The sequence below is a fragment of the Cupriavidus sp. DF5525 genome (assembly GCF_040149425.2).
GTDB lineage: Bacteria > Pseudomonadota > Gammaproteobacteria > Burkholderiales > Burkholderiaceae > Cupriavidus > Cupriavidus pickettii_A.
The window spans coordinates 2,543,622-2,562,507 of sequence record NZ_CP168266.1 but is presented as its reverse complement, the minus strand read 5'-3'; the positions used below and the strand labels follow the sequence as shown (position 1 = coordinate 2,562,507).

The 18,886-nt window shown below is 68.6% G+C and carries 12 protein-coding genes and 2 pseudogenes; 7 read left to right on the top strand and 7 right to left on the bottom strand.

Translation table 11 applies throughout. The features are described 5' to 3' along the window. Window positions 1–124: 124 nt before the first annotated feature. Complete coding sequence (locus ABNX08_RS32890) at window positions 125–880, top strand: FadR/GntR family transcriptional regulator (RefSeq protein ID WP_022537370.1); 756 nt, start codon at window positions 125–127, stop codon at window positions 878–880. A 69-nt stretch (window positions 881–949) separates the two neighbouring features. Here ABNX08_RS32890 and ABNX08_RS32885 read toward each other — a convergent pair. Continuing rightward, window positions 950–1,580: pseudogene (locus ABNX08_RS32885) on the bottom strand (response regulator). Window positions 1,581–1,884: 304 nt separating this feature from the next. Here ABNX08_RS32885 and fusA point away from each other — a divergent pair. Continuing rightward, window positions 1,885–3,990, top strand: a complete 2,106-nt coding sequence (gene fusA, locus ABNX08_RS32880) for an elongation factor G (protein WP_022537368.1) — start codon at window positions 1,885–1,887, stop codon at window positions 3,988–3,990. Window positions 3,991–4,165: 175 nt separating this feature from the next. Here the strand turns inward: fusA and ABNX08_RS32875 are convergent. Beyond that, window positions 4,166–4,321 (bottom strand): annotated as a pseudogene (locus ABNX08_RS32875) (DUF1338 domain-containing protein); the annotation flags it as partial. Window positions 4,322–4,680: 359 nt separating this feature from the next. Between ABNX08_RS32875 and ABNX08_RS32870 the strand changes: the two are divergent. Further along, window positions 4,681–5,766, top strand: coding sequence for a porin (locus ABNX08_RS32870; RefSeq protein ID WP_022537366.1), 1,086 nt, complete (start codon window positions 4,681–4,683; stop codon window positions 5,764–5,766). On the opposite strand, the gene ABNX08_RS32865 is transcribed toward ABNX08_RS32870, so the two are convergent. Then, window positions 5,738–6,679, bottom strand: a complete 942-nt coding sequence (locus ABNX08_RS32865; protein ID WP_022537365.1) for a haloalkane dehalogenase — start codon at window positions 6,677–6,679, stop codon at window positions 5,738–5,740. The two genes, ABNX08_RS32870 and ABNX08_RS32865, sit on opposite strands and share 29 nt — an antisense overlap. Window positions 6,680–6,763: 84 nt before the next feature. Between ABNX08_RS32865 and ABNX08_RS32860 the strand changes: the two genes are divergently transcribed. The 3 genes from ABNX08_RS32860 to ABNX08_RS32850 all read left to right on the top strand — a co-directional run bounded on the left by ABNX08_RS32860 (window position 6,764) and on the right by ABNX08_RS32850 (window position 13,352). Beyond that, window positions 6,764–8,257, top strand: coding sequence for a PLP-dependent aminotransferase family protein (locus tag ABNX08_RS32860; RefSeq protein ID WP_349605197.1), 1,494 nt, complete (start codon window positions 6,764–6,766; stop codon window positions 8,255–8,257). Between the two features lie 178 nt (window positions 8,258–8,435). Further along, complete coding sequence (locus ABNX08_RS32855; RefSeq protein WP_022537363.1) at window positions 8,436–8,861, top strand: PRC-barrel domain-containing protein; 426 nt, start codon at window positions 8,436–8,438, stop codon at window positions 8,859–8,861. Between the two features lie 66 nt (window positions 8,862–8,927). Then, window positions 8,928–13,352 (top strand): response regulator, encoded by a 4,425-nt coding sequence (locus ABNX08_RS32850; RefSeq protein ID WP_022537362.1) that lies wholly within the window; start codon window positions 8,928–8,930, stop codon window positions 13,350–13,352. Here ABNX08_RS32850 and ABNX08_RS32845 read toward each other — a convergent pair. Together ABNX08_RS32845 and ABNX08_RS32840 are read right to left on the bottom strand one after the other, a co-directional pair. Next, complete coding sequence (locus tag ABNX08_RS32845) at window positions 13,324–13,644, bottom strand: TonB-dependent receptor (protein WP_022537361.1); 321 nt, start codon at window positions 13,642–13,644, stop codon at window positions 13,324–13,326. The two genes, ABNX08_RS32850 and ABNX08_RS32845, sit on opposite strands and share 29 nt — an antisense overlap. A gap of 104 nt (window positions 13,645–13,748) precedes the next feature. After that, a complete protein-coding gene (locus ABNX08_RS32840) occupies window positions 13,749–14,642 on the bottom strand; it encodes a helix-turn-helix domain-containing protein (protein WP_041681896.1) in 894 nt (297 codons plus the stop codon). Window positions 14,643–14,769: 127 nt separating this feature from the next. Here ABNX08_RS32840 and pobA point away from each other — a divergent pair, with 127 nt between their 5' ends. Then, window positions 14,770–15,939: a 4-hydroxybenzoate 3-monooxygenase gene (pobA, locus tag ABNX08_RS32835; RefSeq protein WP_022537359.1), complete on the top strand. Its 1,170-nt coding sequence runs from the start codon at window positions 14,770–14,772 to the stop codon at window positions 15,937–15,939. Window positions 15,940–15,970: 31 nt separating this feature from the next. Here pobA and scpA read toward each other — a convergent pair whose 3' ends face one another. Both scpA and ABNX08_RS32825 read right to left on the bottom strand, forming a co-directional pair. After that, complete coding sequence (gene scpA / locus ABNX08_RS32830) at window positions 15,971–18,052, bottom strand: methylmalonyl-CoA mutase (RefSeq protein ID WP_022537358.1); 2,082 nt, start codon at window positions 18,050–18,052, stop codon at window positions 15,971–15,973. Next, window positions 18,049–18,885: a Pnap_2097 family protein gene (locus tag ABNX08_RS32825; protein WP_022537357.1), complete on the bottom strand. Its 837-nt coding sequence runs from the start codon at window positions 18,883–18,885 to the stop codon at window positions 18,049–18,051. Before ABNX08_RS32825 ends, scpA begins: the two co-directional genes overlap by 4 nt. Window position 18,886 lies beyond the last annotated feature (1 nt).

Here is an 18,886-nt window from a genome sequence, read left to right as displayed (position 1 = left end):
AGCGTAGTATCGTCCACCCGACACATCGTGTTGCGTATGTTATCTGTCATCGTATGACTGATAACCCAGTATAATGAGGCCATCTCGAACCGGTCAAGTCCGGGAAACCCCACCCGTATCCGCCATGCCTAACTCTACTTCCGCCCAGTCCGCCCCGCCCGTCACTCCTGCGCCGCTGCGCCGCCGCGGCCGCACGCTTGCCGAGGAAGTGGTGCAAACCCTCGGCGAAGAGATCAGCCAGGGCCGGCTCAAGCCTGGCGACAAGCTGCCAACCGAGTCGGAGATCATGGCGTCGATGGGGGTGAGCCGCACGGTCGTGCGCGAAGCGCTGTCGCGGCTGCAGGCCAGCGGGCTGGTGGAGACGCGCCACGGCATCGGCACCTTCGTGCTGGCGCGCGCGGCGGAGGCGCCCTCGCCTTTCCGCATCGGGCCGGATGCGCTCGGCACCGCCATGGACGTGATGGCCATGCTGGAATTCCGCGTCAGCCTGGAGGCCGAGGCGGCGGGCTTGGCCGCCACGCGCCGCACCGACGCGCAGCTGGCGGCGATGCGCCAGGCGCTGGACGAAATCAAGCGCAACGCCGGCGCCGGCAATGACGCCGTGGACAGCGATTTCGCCTTCCATCTGGCGATCGCGCGCGCCACCGGCAACCGCTATTTCACCGACATCATGGGCCACCTGGGCACCATGGTGATCCCGCGCAGCCGCCTGCAGGTCAGCACGCCCGAGCGCGAGCAGTACCTGGAGCGCGTCAATATCGAGCACGAGAACATCTACGACGCGATCGAGCGGCGCGACCCCGATGGCGCCAAGGCGGCCATGCGCATGCACCTGACCAACAGCCGGGAACGGCTGCGCAAGGCCTCCGGCCCGGCCTGACGGCCCGCCGCGCGCAGGCGCGGCTTGCGGCCTAAGTCATACGATGTCTAATGAGAAGGAAGGGGTCACTTACGGCGTCAGCCGGCACCGGCGCGCAAAAGCCCACCAGTTCCACCAGCGACGACACCTGCAGCTTGGCCATGATCCGGGCCTTGTAGCTGCTGACGGTCTTGTTGCTGATAAAGAGGCTGGTGCTGATGGCCTTGTACGACATGCCGCGCGCCAGCATCTGCAGCACCACCAGTTCCTTGTCGGACAGCCGCCGCAGCATCTCCTCGTCCGCCGACATGGCCTGGCGCGTCGCGCCGTCGCGGCCCATGGCCGGGAACACGGTGTAGCCGGCCAGCACCGCTTCGACCGCGCGCAGGATTTCCTTGAGGTCCTGGGTCTTGCTGACAAAGCCCTGCGCGCCCGCCTGCCATGAGCGGCTGACGAACACCGCCGGGTCCAGCGCCGTCACCACCAGGATGCGTATCTGGGGATGGATCGCGCGCAGGCGCGGGGCGACATCCAGCCCGCTCGAGCGCGGGATGTCCAGGTCCAGCAACACAAGCTCGGGCGTGCGCAGGCGCACCAGCTCGATCGCGCACTGTCCGTTGTCAGCCTCGATCACTTCGTCCACGCCGAGCAGTTGCAGCAGGTGGTTCTTGAGCACCAGCCGCATCGCCGGATGGTCGTCAACGATCAGGATGGTTGTCATGCGTGGGTCCGTAGTCCGTGGGAGGCATCGGCTGAAGGAACAGCTCCGGCGGCGCATCCCCTAAAGGGGGCAGGGTGGGATGACAGGGCGGCAAACAGGCCGCTGCGCGATGCAGCGCCAGCATAGGGAGACGCGAAGGCGTGCAGGATGGGAGGAATCCGCAACGTATAGCAGCAGAACCTTAGGTCGGCCTCAGACGCTGAGGTACGGTGTCTCTGCCGCGTCCCCCTGCACACCGCAGGGGCAACGGCAAACGGCCAGTGGTGCTACTCTATTCCAGCGTGTTTCACCCATGGAGAACACCGTGCCCCGCAAGACCCCCATCGAGCGCTACCGCAACATCGGCATCAGCGCGCATATCGACGCCGGCAAGACCACGACGACCGAGCGCATCCTGTTTTATACGGGCGTCAACCACAAGCTGGGCGAAGTGCACGATGGCGCTGCCACCATGGACTGGATGGAGCAGGAACAGGAGCGCGGCATCACCATCACCTCGGCTGCCACCACGGCCTTCTGGAAAGGCATGGCCGGCAACTACCCCGAACACCGCATCAACATCATCGATACGCCGGGACACGTCGACTTCACCATCGAAGTCGAGCGCTCCATGCGCGTGCTCGACGGCGCCTGCATGGTCTACGACGCGGTGGGCGGCGTGCAGCCGCAATCGGAAACCGTCTGGCGCCAGGCCAACAAGTACGCGGTACCGCGCATCGCCTTCGTCAACAAGATGGACCGCGTCGGCGCCGACTTCTTCCGCGTGCAGACGCAGATCGCCGATCGCCTCAAGGGCCGCGCCGTGCCGATCCAGATCCCGCTCGGCGCCGAGGACCACTTCCTGGGCGTGATCGACCTGGTCAAGATGAAGGCCATCGTCTGGGACGATGCCAGCCAGGGCGTGCGCTTTGAATACCAGGACGTTCCGGCCGAACTGCTCGCCACCGCGCAGGAATGGCGCGACAAGATGGTCGAGGCCGCCGCCGAGGCCGACGAGGCGCTGCTTAACCAATACCTGGCGGGCGAGCCACTGACCGAAGAGCAGATCAAGCGTGGCCTGCGCAAGCGCACCATCGCCAACGAGATCGTGCCGATGCTGTGCGGCAGCGCTTTCAAGAACAAGGGCGTGCAAAGCATGCTCGACGCCGTGGTCGACTACCTGCCCTCGCCCGCCGACGTGCCCGCCATCATGGGCCATACCGAGGACGACCGCCACGCCGAGCGCCACCCGACCGACGACGAGCCGTTCTCCGCGCTCGCGTTCAAGATCATGACCGACCCGTTTGTCGGCCAGCTGATCTTCTTCCGCGTGTATTCCGGCGTGGTCAATTCCGGCGACAGCGTCTACAACCCGCTCAAGGGCAAGCGCGAGCGCCTGGGCCGCATCCTGCAGATGCATGCCAACGTGCGCCACGAGATCAAGGAAGTGCGCGCCGGCGATATCGCGGCGGCGGTCGGCCTGAAGGAAGCCACCACCGGCGACACGCTGTGCGACCCCGACAAGGTCATCATCCTGGAACGGATGAGTTTCCCCGAGCCGGTGATCTCGCAGGCGGTGGAGCCAAGGACCAAGGCCGACCAGGAAAAGATGGGCATCGCGCTGAACCGCCTGGCGCAGGAGGACCCGTCCTTCCGCGTGGCCACCGACGAGGAATCCGGCCAGACCATCATCTCCGGCATGGGCGAGCTGCACCTGGAAATCCTGGTGGACCGCATGCGGCGCGAGTTCGGCGTGGAAGCGTCGGTCGGCAAGCCGCAGGTGGCCTACCGTGAGACCATCCGCCACGCGGTCAAGGACGTGGAAGGCAAGTTCATCAAGCAGTCCGGCGGGCGCGGCCAGTACGGCCACGTGGTGCTCAACCTCGACCCGCTGCCGCATGGCGGCGGCTATGAATTCGTCGACGCGATCAAGGGCGGCGTGGTGCCGCGCGAGTTCATCCCGGCGGTGGACAAGGGCATCAAGGAGACCATGCAGTCAGGCGTGCTGGCCGGCTACCCGGTGGTCGACATCAAGGCCACGCTGGTGTTCGGCTCGTATCACGACGTCGATTCCAATGAAAACGCCTTCCGCATGGCCGGCTCGATCGCCTTCAAGGAAGGCATGCGCCGGGCCAAGCCCACGCTGCTCGAGCCGATGATGTCGGTCGAGGTGGAAACGCCCGAGGAATTCACCGGCAACGTGATGGGCGACCTGTCCTCGCGCCGCGGCATGGTCCACGGCATGGAAGACATCGCGGGCGGCGGCGGCAAGATCGTGCGCGCCGAGGTGCCGCTGGCGACGATGTTCGGCTACTCGACCACGCTGCGCTCGCTGACGCAGGGGCGTGCGACTTTCACGATGGAGTTCAAGCACTATGCCGAGGCGCCGGCCAATGTGGCAGAGGCGGTGATTTCGGCGAAGAAGGGATAAAGACCAGCGGCAGACGCTGGTTTTCTCCCCTCTCCCGCCTGCGGGGGAGAGGGCAGGCGCATCAAAGCCCTCCCCCTTATCACTTCAACACACCGCCGCCGTCCTCGACCCCGGCACCTCCCGCTCCACCGCCTCGCCCCGCGCGCCGACAAAGATGCGGCGCACCGTATAAGTCCTCGCTGAAGCGTTCCGGATGGAATTCGCTGAGGAAGAACTGGGCGATCTCTTCCGGCGCATCGGCATGCGCGTATGAGCGGCCGGTCATGCCGATGCATAGCCCCTCTGAGCCCCATTCGTCACTTTCAAGGGGTGCGCGCGCAATGCGGGTAAACTACCGCCTGTTCGCCGCGCCGGGGACCGCCCCGGTCACGCCTTTTACGTCACACCGGCAATAGCCGGAACGACCTCCGAAGTGGGCGCCGGCGAACCCACCCCAGGCCTTCGGGCCGCTCCCCGTGGCGCCGCAAGCCGGCGCCGCACAAGGCTTGCCCGGCATCATTGCCGGCATTCGCCGCCACCAAGGCACCACGCCCACTTCGACCCTCGCCCGGGCCGCGCGCACCGTTGCGTCCGCCCGATGACGACCCGCGTGCCCCCGCGCGGGACTGGAACCAGCAGGCCATCGGCCTGAAGGATTCGCCCCGGCGCGCGAGCCAAGCGCCCGACGAGTCCGACTTCCGGAGTAAATCCATGAAGAAGACAGCCAGCCACTGGCTGCTGGCGGCCGGGCTTTTGCCCGTCGCCGCCCACAACGCCCACGCCGCGCCCGGCGTGACCCTTTACGGCATCGTCAGCTCCGCGGTGCGCTACACCTCGAACCTGGACGGCCATCACAACGACCAGGCCGCGCTGGTGTCCGGCGGACTGGTCGGCAGCCGCTTCGGCCTGAAGGGCGATGAGGACCTGGGCGGCGGCAACCACGCCATCTTTCAGCTCGAGGCCGGCATCGGCAGCGACGACGGCCGCACCAGCTACAACGCGCTGTTCGGGCGCCAGGCCTATGCGGGCCTCTCCGGCAACTGGGGCAGCCTGACCTTCGGGCGCCAGTACAACGCGCTGAACAATATTGGCTGGGCCTTCAACCCGCTCGGCCAGGGCTGGGGCAATTTCTGGTCCGATCCGATCTATCTCGGCGGCGACATCTTTTTCCAGGATTACCGCATCAACAACAGCGTGGTCTACAAGCGCAGCTTCGGCCCGCTGACGCTGCAGCTGGACTACGGCGCCGGCGAGCAGCGCGGCAGCCTGGCACGCGGCACCACGCTGGGCGGCGGCCTGATGTACCAGCAGGGCGCGCTGGCGCTGGGCGCGGCCTATGACCAGCGCAAGAGCGACGATGGCGGCAACACCGTGCGCAACTATTCGGTGGGCGGCTCGTACGCGTTCGGCAAGGCCACCGCCTACCTCGGCCATATGGGCCGGCGCGAATCCGCAGGCGACGCGCGCTTCAATATCGCCTTCGCCGGCGTGGGCTACCAGCTCACGCCGGCGCTGCACCTGTCGGGCGCCTACTACCGCTACTGGCAAGGTGGCAACGTGACCACGCAGTTCCAGGATGTGCCGGCGATGCTGGGCAGCGGCAACGCCGACAGCATCGCCGTGGTGGCGGACTATGCGCTGTCCAAGCGCACCAGCCTGTACCTGGAAGCGGATGCCGTGCGCGCACGCGGCGGCGCGGTCGGCCGCGAGACCGAGTACTGGGCCGGCACGCCCGCCACCGACGTGGACAGCAGCACGCGCGTGGGTGTCATGCTGGGCATGCGGCATCAGTTCTGAGCGCCGCATCGCCCTCCACGCACAGTCCGAGCAGGAAGGCGCGCAGCGCGACGCCGATGTCGTGCGGCGCGTCCTCCTGGAGGTAGTGGATGCCGCTGACTGCAATCTCCTGCTGGTTGGGCCAGCCGCGGCAGTACGCCAGCGCCCGGCCGGTCAGCAGCACGCCGGGTTCTGCGCGCACCAGCAGCTTGGGCACGTTGCTGGCGGCCAGCCACTCGCCATAGGCGGCGACCGCTTCGGCCACGTCCGCGGGTTCGCCATCGATCGGCAGCTCGCGGGCCCACACCAGGGTCTGCCTGCGGGCGTCGGGCTGCGCGAACGGTGCGCGATAGACCGCCATCTCGGCGTCCGTCAACGGGCGCAGCACGCTGCGCGGCAGCACCGTTTCCACGAAGAAGTTGTCCTCCATCACCAGCCGCTCGCCGTCCGCGCCGCGCAGCGCGCGGAAAATCTGCTCGCGCGCGGGCGGGAAATCGCTCCAGCAGCGCGGCTGCACCAGCGCTTCCATATAGGCGATGGCGCGCACGCGGTGTGGATGGCGCCGGGCCCAGTCGAAGCCCAGCGCCGAGCCCCAGTCGTGCAGCACCAGCGTGACTTGTCCTTGCGGCACCACGGCGTCGAACCAGGCATCGAGATAGCGGGCATGATCGGCAAAGCGGCAGGCGCCGTCCGGGACCGGGCCGGACTGGCCCATGCCTGCGAGATCCGGCGCCAGGCAACGGCCGATGTCTTCGACGTGCGGGATGACGTTGCGCCACAGGTATGAGGAGGTTGGATTGCCGTGCAGGAACACGACCGGGTCGCCGTGCGCCGGGCCGGTATCGACATGCCGGATCACGGTGCCAGCCACCGCGACGTCGCGCCGCGGATGGGGATCGGCGGCGCTGATGGAAGAAAAGGCCTGGGTCTGCATGGCAGTGTCTCCTGCGTTGGTGGCGAATGACCCGATGCTAGAATCCCCGCCGGCTCAGTAACAGGACCAGATTCTCAAAAGATTATGGAACCAGTGAAGCGTGCTGATCCGGGCGCCAGCGCTGCCGGCCCTGCATTAGGCCTGGAACTCGCGATGCCGCCGCGCGGTTCGCGCCAGCGGCTGCAGGCGCTGCACCGGCAGCTGCGTACGGCCATCGTCGACGGCCGCCTTGCCGCGGGGCTGCAATTGCCGTCGAGCCGCGAGCTGGCCGCGACGCTTGGCATCGCGCGCAATACGGTGCTCGCCGCGTACGATCTGTTGCTGAGCGAGGGCTACATCGACACGCGGCCCGGGGGCGGCACGTTCGTGGCCGCGGTGGCACGCGCGCCGGTACGCCCGGAAGCCACGCCGCAGCCGGGTGCTGACCGGCGCACGCAGCTGAACCCGCTGTGGCGCGATCCGGCGGTGATCCGCATGACGCCGGGCACACGCTTTACCTACGACTTCGTCCTCGGGCTTCCCGACAAGACCGCGTTTCCGTTCGACGTCTGGCGGCGGTTGTCGGCGCGCGCCTTGCGCGGGCTGTCGCGGGCCCCGGCCGGCTATGCCGAGCCGGAAGGCCGGCCACTGCTGCGCGAAGCGATTGCCAGCCACGTCTCGTTCGCGCGCGCGGTGGCCTGCGGCGCTGACGACGTAGTCGTGACCTCCGGCGCGCAGCAGGCCTTCGACCTGATCGCGCGCGTGCTGGTCACGCCGGGCAAGACCGTGGTGGCCGTGGAAGACCCCGGCTATCCGCCGCTGCGCCATGCCTTTGCCGCGGCCGGGGCCCGGCTGGTGCCAGTGCCGGTGGACGACGAGGGCATGCAGGTAGACCATCTCCCCGCCGGCGCGCGCGTGATCTGCGTCACCCCCTCGCACCAGTTTCCGCTGGGCGCGACCCTGTCGCTGGCGCGGCGCCGCGCGCTGCTTGCCTTTGCGCGCCGCCACGGCGCGGTGGTGGTCGAGGACGACTACGATGGCGAATTCCACCACGGCGGCCGTCCGCTCGACGCCTTGCAGACGCTGGACCAGGACCAGCTGGTCTGGTACGTCGGCACGTTTTCCAAGAGCCTGTTCCCCGGCCTGCGGCTGGGCTACGCGGTGGTGCCGCCGTGGGCGCGCGATGCCGTGGTGGCTGCCCGGCAATACACCGACTGGCACAGCGCGTTGCTGGCGCAGGACACGCTGGCCGCTTTCATGGCCGAGGGGCACCTTGCCCGACACATTCGCAAGATGCGCGCGACCTACACCGGCCGGCACGACGCGGTGCTGGCCGCGCTGGCGCGCCACTGCGCCGGGCGCCTCGCCCCCCTGCCCGCCGACGCCGGCCTGCACCTTGCTGCGCGGTTGCACCCCCAGGCGGGCGATGCCCGCGCGCTGGCGCAAGCGGCAGCGGCCGCCGGCATCCGCGTGCTGCCGCTGGGCGAGCTGGCGCTCACGCCGGGCCGCGGCGCCGATGCGCTGGGCTTCGGCTTCGGCATGATCCGCGCCGAGCGTGTCGATGCCGCGATCCGGCGGCTGGCCACCCTGCTGCGCTGAAGCGCGCGCGCATCCCGCACGCGTCCTCCTACCGCCTTTTTTGCAAGCCGCGCGAAAGAATTACCTTGCGGCAGCCCGCCGACCGCAGGCCGGCCGCGCCCCGGCGCCGCCCGCGGTGCAGGCATGGTCATTGCGCACGCCCAATGTTCCGAACGTTCATTACGAAAAGGAGCACAACATGCAAACCCAAACTCCCAGCAGTCAAGGCGCGGCCATCGTCGGTTCCGGCGTAGGCGAAGGTCCCGGCCCGGAAGTGATGGCAGCATCCAGCCTGGACGGAACCAAGGCGTACTCGTCCGACGGCGAACACGTGGGCAAGATCTCCGAGATCATGCTTGACGTGCCGCACGGCCGCATCGCCTACGCGGTGCTGACCACCGGCGGCTTCCTCGGCATCGGCGATACGCTGCACGCCATCCCGTGGAGCGCGCTGGTCATGGACACCGACGAAAAGTGCTTCCGGATCGCCGTGACGGCGGCCCGGATCAAGTCGGCGCCCGGTTTCAACAAGGACAGCTGGCCGACCATGGCCGACCCGCAGTGGGGCACGACCGTGCACGAGTACTACGGCCGCGATCCGTACTGGGTCAGCCCGCCGCTGTAAGACAGCAGCTATCGCCCGCCGCCCGCTTGCGGGCGGCGCCATGCCGGCGCGGCTCGGGAGACAATCATGAGAACACCCGACGGCAGCGTGACGCCTTCGCCACACCCAGCCCGTGGCAGCGCATCGGCCGAGATGCCGGGCTTTCTCGCAGGCGGCGGCGAGATGGGCGCCCTGATCCGCGCATACGACTGGGCCACCACGCCACTGGGCCCGCCGCAAGTCTGGCCCCACAGCCTCAAGACCGCCATCCGCATCATGCTCACTTCGCGCCAGCCAATCTGGATCGGCTGGGGCGACGCGCTGCACTTCTTCTACAACGACGCCTACAAGTCGATCATTGGCGGCAAGCATCCCGCCGCGCTGGGCCAGCCGACTTCCCTGGTCTGGCGCGAAATCTGGCCCGAGATCGCCCCGCTGCTCGCCACCGCGATGACCGGTACCGAAGGCACCTTCGTCGAGCAGAAGCTGCTGATCATGGAGCGCAACGGCTACCCGGAGGAGACCTACTACACCTTCTCCTACAGCCCCGTACCGAACGACCACGGCGGCACCGGCGGCATCATCTGCGCCAACAGCGACGACACCGAACGCGTGCTGGCCGAGCGGCAGCTGAACGTGTTGCGCGACGTGGCCGCCTCCGCCACCGATGCGCGCTCGTGGCGCGAGGCCTGCGAGCGCACCATGCGCGCGCTGTCGTCGGACCCGCGCGACATTGTGTTTGCGCTGCTGTACATCGCCGAGCCCGGCGCGCGCGCGCTGCAGCGCGTGGCGGTCGCCGGCATCGGCCCGGACCACCCCGCCGCACCGCCCACGCTGGCGCTGGAAGCACTCACACCCTGGCCGGTGGCCGATGTGCTGCAGCACCAGCGCCCCGGCCTGGTCAACGGCCTGGGCACGCGCTTTGCCACGCCGCTGCCGACGGGCGCCTGGGGCGTGCCGCCCGGGTCGGCCGCGGTGATCGCGGTGGCGCCTTCGGGCAGCGCGTCGCATCGCGGCGTGCTGGTAATCGGGCTCAATCCGTTCCGGCTCTTCGATGACCGCTACCGCAGCTTCCTGAGCCTGGTCGCGGGCCAGATCGGCGCCGCCATGAACTCGGCCCAGGCGTATGAGGAAGCGCGCAAGCGTGCCGAGGCGCTAGCCGAGCTCGACCGCGCCAAGACCGCCTTCTTCTCCAATATCAGCCATGAGTTCCGCACCCCGCTGACGCTGATGATGGGCCCGCTGGAAGAACTGCTGCGGCGCGCGGATGCCAGGCAGAACGATGGAGACCGCGCGCTGCTGGAGATGGCCCAGCGCAGCGGCGTGCGCCTGCTGAAGCTGGTCAACGCGCTGCTGGACTTTTCGCGCATCGAGTCGGGGCGGGTGAAGATGCGCCGCCAGACCACCGACCTCGCGGCCTTCACCGCGGATCTCGCCTCGCTGTTCCGCGCCAGCGTGGAAGGCGCCGGCATGGCCCTGCGGGTCGAGTGCCCGCCGCTGGCGCGCGCCGTGGCGGTGGACCGCGACATGTGGGAGACCATCGTGCTGAACCTGGTCTCCAATGCCTTCAAGTTCACCTTTACCGGCAGCATCGCCGTCAGCGTGGGCACGCGCGGCGGCGCCGACGCTGACGGTGCGGTGGTGTTCAGCGTGCGCGACACCGGCATCGGCATCCCGCCCGCCGAACTGCCGCGCATCTTCGAGCGCTTCCATCGGGTCGAGGGCGCCCAGGGCCGCTCGATCGAAGGCAGCGGCATCGGGCTGGCGCTGGTGCAGGAACTGGTGCGGCTGCACGGCGGCACGATCGGGGCCGAGAGCGTGCAAGGCAAGGGCACCTGCTTCACCGTCACGCTGCCTGCCACGACAACCGCGGCCGCGGATACCACGACGCCAACGCAGGCAGATACCACCGTCACCGCCGCACCCGCGGCCAGCAGCGCGCAGGCGCGCGCCTATGTCGACGCGACGCTGCGCTGGCCGCAGGCGGAAGCATCGGCCATGACGCTGGCAGCAGAGGACGTCGCCGTACAGGCGCAGGCTGGTGCCGTGGCCACCGGCGCCACGGTGCTGGTGGTGGACGACAACGAGGACTTGCGCGACTACATGCGGCGCCTGCTGAACGCGGCCGGGCATCACGTCGCGGTGGCCGCCGACGGCGAGGCGGCGCTGGCGCTGGCGCGCGCTCAGCCGCCGTCGCTGATCGTGTCAGACGTGATGATGCCGCGCCTGGACGGCCTGGGCCTGGTGCGCGCGCTGCGCGCCGATGCCGCGTTGCGCGACACGCCGGTGCTGCTGCTGTCCGCGCGCGCGGGCGAAGAAGCGAGCGTCAGCGGGCTCGGCTCGGGTGCCGACGACTACCTGGTCAAACCCTTCTCCGCACGCGAACTGCTGGCGCGCGTGGCCAGCAACCTGCGCCTGTCCGCGCTGCGCCGCGCCACCGAGCGCCGCCTGCAGGAACTCAACGCCACGCTGGAGCGGCGCGTCGCGCAGGCCGTGGCCGACCACGACCGGCTGTGGGAGCTGAGCGAAGACCTGCTGATGGTGGCGGGCTTCGACGGCAGCCTGCAGCGCGTGAGCCCCGCCTGGACCCGCACGCTGGGCCATCCCCCACACGAGGCGCTGGGGCGGCCCTACCTGTCGTTCATCTATCCGGACGACCTGATGCCGGTGACCGCGCAACTGGCCGCGCTGCGCCACGACGGCAACCCGGTGCGCTTCGAATGCCGCCAACCGCGCGCCGACGGCACGCTGCGCTGGCTGGCCTGGACGCTGACGGTGGACCCCGCCAACGGCCATATCCACGGCGTGGGCCGCGACGTCACCGGCGACCGTGAAGCCCAGGCCGCGCTGCGCCACGCCGACGCGGCCTTGCGCACGGCGCAGAAGATGGAAGCCATCGGCAAGCTCACCGGCGGCGTCGCGCATGACTTCAACAACCTGCTGCAGGTGATCGGCGGCAACCTGCAGCTGCTGGCGCGCGACCTGGCCGACGATCCGGGCGCGGGGCTGCGCCTGCGTAGTGCGCTGGCCGGCGTGGGGCGCGGCGCCAAGCTGGCGTCGCAGCTGCTGGCCTTCGGCCGGCGGCAGCCGCTGGCGCCCAAGGTGGTGAACCTGGGCCGGCTGGTGCGCATGCTGGACGACATGCTGCGCCGCGCGCTGGGCGACGGCATCGAGATCGATACCGTGGTCGCCGACGGCCTGGGGAATACGCTGGTCGATCCGTTCCAGGTCGAGAATGCGCTGCTGAACCTGGCGATCAACGCGCGCGACGCCATGCACGGACACGGGCGACTGACCATCGAAGCGCGTAACGCGACGCTGGACGAGGACCCGGACCCTGCGCTGGAAGAAGCGCCCGCCGTACCCGTTGCGCGCCGCCCCCCCGGCAAGGCGCAGTACGTGATGCTTGCCGTCACCGATACCGGCGTGGGCATTCCGCCGGAGGTGCGGGAACATGTGTTCGAGCCGTTCTTCACCACCAAGCCCGAAGGCCAGGGTACGGGCCTCGGGCTGAGCATGGTGTATGGCTTTATCCGCCAGTCTGGTGGGCACGTAAAGATCCTCAGCGAGCCCGGCTGCGGCACCACCGTCAGGCTGTACCTGCCGCGCGTGGAGCAGGCCGAGGATCCCGACCTGGAACTCGACACCGGCCACGCGCGCGGCGGCGCCGAAACCGTGCTGGTGGTCGAGGACGACGAGGCGGTGCGCGCCACCGTGGTCGACATGCTGGCCAGCCTCGGCTACCAGGTGCTGCGCGCGCGCGACGCGCAGGCGGCGCTGGCCATCGTCGAGCGCGACGAGCCGGTGGACCTGCTGTTCAGCGACGTGGTCATGCCCGGGCCGCTGCGCAGCACCGAGCTGGCGCGCAAGGTGCGCGAGCGCCTGCCGGGCGTCGGCGTGCTGTTCACCTCCGGCTATACCGACAGCGTGATCGTCCATGACGGTCGGCTCGACGCCGGCATCGAACTGCTCAGCAAGCCCTATACGCGTGAGGCGCTGGCGCGCAAGGTGCGGCATGTGCTCGCCAACCGCAGGCAGCGCGCCGCGCGCATCGACGAGATGCCGGCGCCGGGCGGGCCGGAGCCGCGGGCCGCCGGCATGCGCGTGCTGTTTGTCGACGACGATGCGCTGGTGCGCGCCGGCACCGCCGAGCTGTTGCGCAGCTGCGGTGCCGAGGTGCAGGAAGCGGAAAGCGATATCGAGGCGCTGGCGCTGCTCGCCCGCGGCGGGATCGACGTGCTGCTGACCGATGTGTCGCTGCACGGCGGCTCCGGCGGTTCCGGCGTCGAGCTGGCGCTTACCGCGCGCGAGCGCCATCCAGGCCTGCGCGTGGTGTTCGCCACCGGCCATGCGCTGGCGCTGACGCCGGCGCAGCGTGACGCGCTCGGCGGCGTTGCGGTGCTGCGCAAGCCCTATGCACCGCAGGCGCTGCTCGATGCACTGCACGGCGCCGACGTTGCCGTCGACAGCCCTGTGCGCAGCATCAGAAGTCCACCGTCATCGACAGCGTGAACGTGCGCGGCGCGCCCTGCACCAGGTAGCCGCCGCAGGCCGATGCCCGGTACGCCTTGTTGGCGACGTTCTCCACCGCGGCGCGCAGCGTGTTGCGCTGCTGCGCCGCCTTGAAGCTGCCGTTGACGGTCGCGCCGCCGTAGTTGCCGAACTCGTTGGCATGGTGCGCGCCCAGGCCTACGTAGGTGGTCCAGGCCGGCGCGATATCGTACTCGGCGCGAATGGTGCCGTAGGTCTCACGGCGGGCCGCTCTGCGAAGCAGGAACCCGCTGAGGCGATCTGAGACAGGCATCATCGCCTCATATGCGGAAAGGAATCTCCTGCCTTTTTAGGCAGGGAAGGGTGTCAAGAGAATCCCGCCACGGTCCCGTCGACGGCGTCAAAGCGCTTTACGCTTTACATCTGCCGCATCGCAAACGCAGGCAGCCGCGCCCGGCCCGATTGCCGGAACTCCGTCGGCGCCTGCCCCACCAGCCGCGCAAAGAAACGGGAGAAGTAGGCGGCTTCGGAGAAGCCAAGCGACAGCGCGATGTGCTTGATTTCCAGGTCGCTGAAGAGCAGGTCGCGCTGTGCTTCGGCAAGCAAGCGGGCGTGAATCATTTGCAGGGCGGACTGCCCGCAAGTCTGGCGACACACGCGGTTCAGTTGCGTGGGCGTGATGCCGAGGGCACCGGCGTAGTAGCCAATCTCCTTCTGCTCGCGGTAGTCCGACTCGAGCAACTGCTGGAAATGCTGGAAATGCCGTGCGGGCCGGCTGCTGCTGCGTGCCGCTGCCGGTGCCGAGGCGTTCGCCAGCCGCGCAATGCCGATCAGCACCAGCGTCAGCAATGACGACAGCGACGCCCCGCGCCATGCCGATACCGCCTCCATCTCCCCGCGAAAGAGCCCCAGCGCATCCGCCAGCGCATGGCCGCGCCGCACGCGGTCGTGACGCGGGCGCTCGAACAGCGGCAACGCATCCGGCACCCCCGCCAGCAGCGTGCGCAGGTGGCTGTCGGTCATGGTCACCACCATGCCGTCGGTGTCCGGCGTAAAGACGAAGCCGTGGATGTGCCGTGGCGGCATCGTCACCAGCGAGCCGCTGCGCAGCGGCTCGCGGCGTTCTTCCAGCAGGGCTTCGCCGCCGCCCGCATGGATGTACAGAATTTGCAGGAAGCGCTCATGCCGGTGCGGCTTGATCTCCCACCCGTACAGATGGCTGCGCGCGGCGATGGACTCGAAATGCAGCTGGTCCGACAGCGGTTCTGTGGAATTCACGCCATACAGCGAGTAGGTCGGGACGGGTCTCACGGCGGCTTCGGTGTTTACCAGCAATGTTCCGATTGTCCTGTCATTGGTTCGCTCTGTCCATTCCTGCGCGCGCCCTCAGCGACTATCTTTAGCGCTCAGAAGATCGATATGCACAAGGAGACGAGACATGCGCACCCAGGTTGCCATCATCGGCGCCGGCCCCGCCGGCCTGCTGCTCGGCCAGTTGCTCGCCACGGCGGGGATCGACAACATCATCGTCGAGCAGCGTAGCCCCGACTATGTATTGGGCCGCATTCGCGCCGGCATCCTGGAAAGCGTGACCGTCGACGCGCTGGAGCGCGCCGGCGTGGCCGCGCGCCTGCATGAAGAGGGGCTGGTGCACGATGGCATCGAGCTCGCCTTCGACGGTCGCCGGCATCGCATCGACCTGCACGCGCTGGTCGGGCGCAGCGTCACCGTCTACGGGCAGACCGAGGTCACGCGCGACCTGATGGCGGCGCGGCAGGCTGCGGGCATTACCACGATCTACGAGGCGCAGGATGTCAGCCTGCGTGATTTCGGCAGCGCCCGGCCGGTGGTCCGTTATCGCAAGGATGGCGTGGCCCATGAGATCCATTGCGACTACATTGCCGGTTGCGACGGCTTTCACGGCGTCAGCCGGCAGAGCGTGCCGCAGACCGCGACGCGGATCTTTGAACGCGTCTATCCGTTCGGCTGGCTTGGCATCCTCTCTGATACCCCGCCGGTCGCCGACGAACTGATCTACGCCAGCCACGAGCGCGGCTTTGCGCTATGCAGCATGCGCTCGCGCACGCGCAGCCGCTACTACGTCCAGGTGCCGTCCAGCGAGCGTGTGGAAGACTGGTCAGATGAGCGCTTCTGGGATGAGCTGCGCCGTCGGCTCGACCCGCAGTCCGCGCAGTCGCTGGTGACGGGGCCGAGCATCGAGAAGAGCATCGCGCCGCTGCGCAGCTTTGTCTGCGAGCCGATGCGCTTCGGCAACCTGTTCCTGGCCGGCGATGCCGCGCATATCGTGCCGCCCACCGGGGCCAAGGGACTGAACCTGGCCGCCAGCGATGTGCTGACGCTGGCCGACGGGCTGACCGCCGTCTACCGGCACGACGACAGGCGCGAGCTGGACGCCTATTCCGAGCGTTGCCTGCGCCGTATCTGGAAGGCGGAACGATTCTCCTGGTGGATGACGTCGCTGATGCACCGCTTCCCCGATGCGGATGATTTCGCGCGCCGTATGCAGCGGGCCGAACTGGACTACCTGATCGGCTCCGGGGCGGCGTGCAAGTCGCTGGCGGAGAACTATGTGGGCCTGCCGTACTGATCGGGCGCCGGGAGGCGCCTCAACGAGATCGTCAAGACCACGCAGGCACTCTCCGTGCCTGCAGCGCAGCCACGATGGCGCTGACAATGCTCTCCATCGGCGTGCCCGGTCCGAAGATCTCCTGCACGCCGCACTGGCGCAGCAAGCACCTGTGGTCTGCCGGTACAATGCCGCCGACCAAGACCGGCACATCGAGCGCGCGCTGCCGCAAGGCGTTTAGCAGCGCCGGCAGCAGATCCAGATGCGCGCCGCCAAGCGTGGAGATGCCGATGGCATCGAAGTCGCCATCGCAGGCGGCAGACGCAACCGCCTCGGCGGACTGGAACAGCGGCGTCAGTTCGACGACGAACCCGGCATCGGCAAGCCCGGCCGCCACCGCTTTCGCACCGCGGTCGTGCCCGTCCTGGCCCAGCTTGGCCACGAGTATCCGGGGCGCGCGGCCGAGCCGCTCGCGCAGCTCACTGACGCGCTCGCAGGCCGCCAGCCATTCCGTGTTGCCGGCGCGAGCCGTGCCATACAGCGCAGCGTCGTAGGACGCCCGGACCGTATGGCGCGGCCAGACCTGGAGCAGCGCCCGGGTACATTCCCCGAGCGTCGCACGGCAACGCATGGCGTCGATCGCACAGGCGAGCAGGTTGGGGCCGCCGCGCCTGGCCGCCTCAGTCAGCGCCGCCAGCGCATGCCTGACCGCAGCATCATCGCGGCGGGTGCGCAACACGAGGAGGCGCCGCGCCTGTTGCGCGCGGACCTGGGTACCGTCGATCTCCAGGCACTCCTGGCCGTCGTCGTCAGGTTCGCGGTAGCGGTTGACGCCCACCACCACTTCCTCCCAGGCATCAAGCCGCGCCTGTGTCCGCAGTGCACTCTGGTGGATACGCCGCTGCACCCAGCCGGATTCGAAGGCTGCCAGGATGCCACCCTGGGCATCGATGTGCGCCAGCACCGCGCGAACCTCCGTCACCATGCGGCCGGTCAGCGACTCGATCAGGTAGGAGCCCGCCCACGGATCCGCCACCTCGCATAGTCCGAATTCATGCTGGAGGATCAACTGGGTATCGCGAGCCAGCCGCGAGGCCTGCGCGCCCGGCAATGCCAATGCCTCGTCAAAGCCGTTGGTATGCAGCGACTGCGTACCGCCAAAGATCGCAGCCATCGCCTCGACCGTGGTGCGCGAGATATTGTTGAGCGGCTGCTGCGCGGCGAGCGTCCAGCCCGAAGTCTGGCAATGCATGCGCATCGCCGTGGCGCGAGCGCTGGTGCCGCCCAGCTTGCACACGATGTCGTGCCACAGGAGCCGCGCGGCGCGCAGCTTGGCGATCTCGATGAAGAATTGCTTGCCGACGCCGAAGAAGAAGCTCAATCCGCCGCAGAACGCGTCGACATCAAGGCCGCGCTCGCGCAGCAGGCCGACATAGGTCCTGGCATTCGCCAGTGTCAGCGCCAGTTCCAGCACCGGATCGGCGCCCGCTTCCTGGAAGTGATAGCCCGAGATCGACATGCCGTTGAATTTCGGCGCATGCGCGGCCAGCCATTCGACCACGTCGGTGGCGATGCGCAGCGACGGCTGGGGCGCATGGATCCAGGTGTTCCGGACCATGAACTCCTTGAGGATGTCGTTCTGGATCGTGCCGCGCAGTTGTTCGAATGGGACGCCCGATTCCTCGGCCGCGACAAGGAACGCTGCCAGTACCGGGAGCACCGCACCACTCATGGTCATCGATACCGACACACGGTCCAGCGCAATACCTTCGAACAAGCGCCGCATATCGTCGACCGAGTCGATGGCCACGCCGGCCATGCCGACATCGGCCTGCGCCTGAGGGTCGTCGGAATCGTAGCCGCGATGGGTCGGCAGATCGAAGGCCACCGACAAGCCCTGCGCGCCCTGCTTCAAGGCCTCGCGATAGGCGAGGTTCGACGTTGCGGCGTCGCCGTATCCCCCGTACTGGCGGATGGTCCATGGCCTGCCGCGGTACATGGTGGGATAGGGGCCACGAACGAACGGGGCCTCGCCGGGCATGCCGCCCAGGTGGCCAAGGCCGGCCAGATCGTCGGGCCCGTAAACCGCGTTCAGGCCCAGGCCGCCCGCCGGGTCGTCCCGTTTCGCCTTCATCGTTGCCTCCAGCGTTTCTGCGTGACCACATCCGCGATCTTCTCGCCGTCGCGGCTGCGCCGGATCTCGCACCAGTGCGTCAATCCCTCCTCGTCCTCACGCAGCGCGGAAAAGGTCAGCTCCAGCGACTCGCCGACATTGACGTTGCCATGGAAGAACAGATCCCGCGCGAACACCGTGGGAGGATCCGCGTCGCGGCGCCATTGCCATTCCGCGCGATCGACCATGGCCTGGAAGCTGGCGAAGTACAGCAGGTCGGCGCCGTTGAAGTCGTTGTAGGGGCACGGCAGGTACTCGGCGACGTGGCAGACGCGATGCCGGGCCTGGTCGAGCCCGAGATGCGTGCCCCAATCCTCGCTGCGAAAACCCCGCGCCAGCAGCGACAGTTCCGCCGCCTGCGCGGACGGCCCGGCGCCGGCCCACTGGGTAGCCACGGTCGGCATGGTGCGCACGACCGAGCGATTGTCACGCTCACGCGTGCGGCGGATGAAGGTGGACAGCATCGTCACGCTGGCGCGGCGGTCCCCCTGCATGTCGACGGCATGTTCGCTGAGATGCTTCACGCCACCCGCTGGCACGATGCGCGAGCCGATGTCGAACTCGCTGTGCTCGCCGATGGTTTGCGCCGCGGTGTCGCGCACGCGGATCGCGGTGAACGCCGCATACACCGGATTGCCCTCGGCATCCCGGAAGTCCGGCACCGCCAGACCGGCGCCGGCGGCCAGCAGGCGCCAGTGCAGGTCGCCGCAGGTCTTCAGCAGCCAGTTCTCTGACAGGCCGGTGTATGCCAACTGGGGCATGCCGGCAACATGGCGCGAGACGACCGCTTCCATG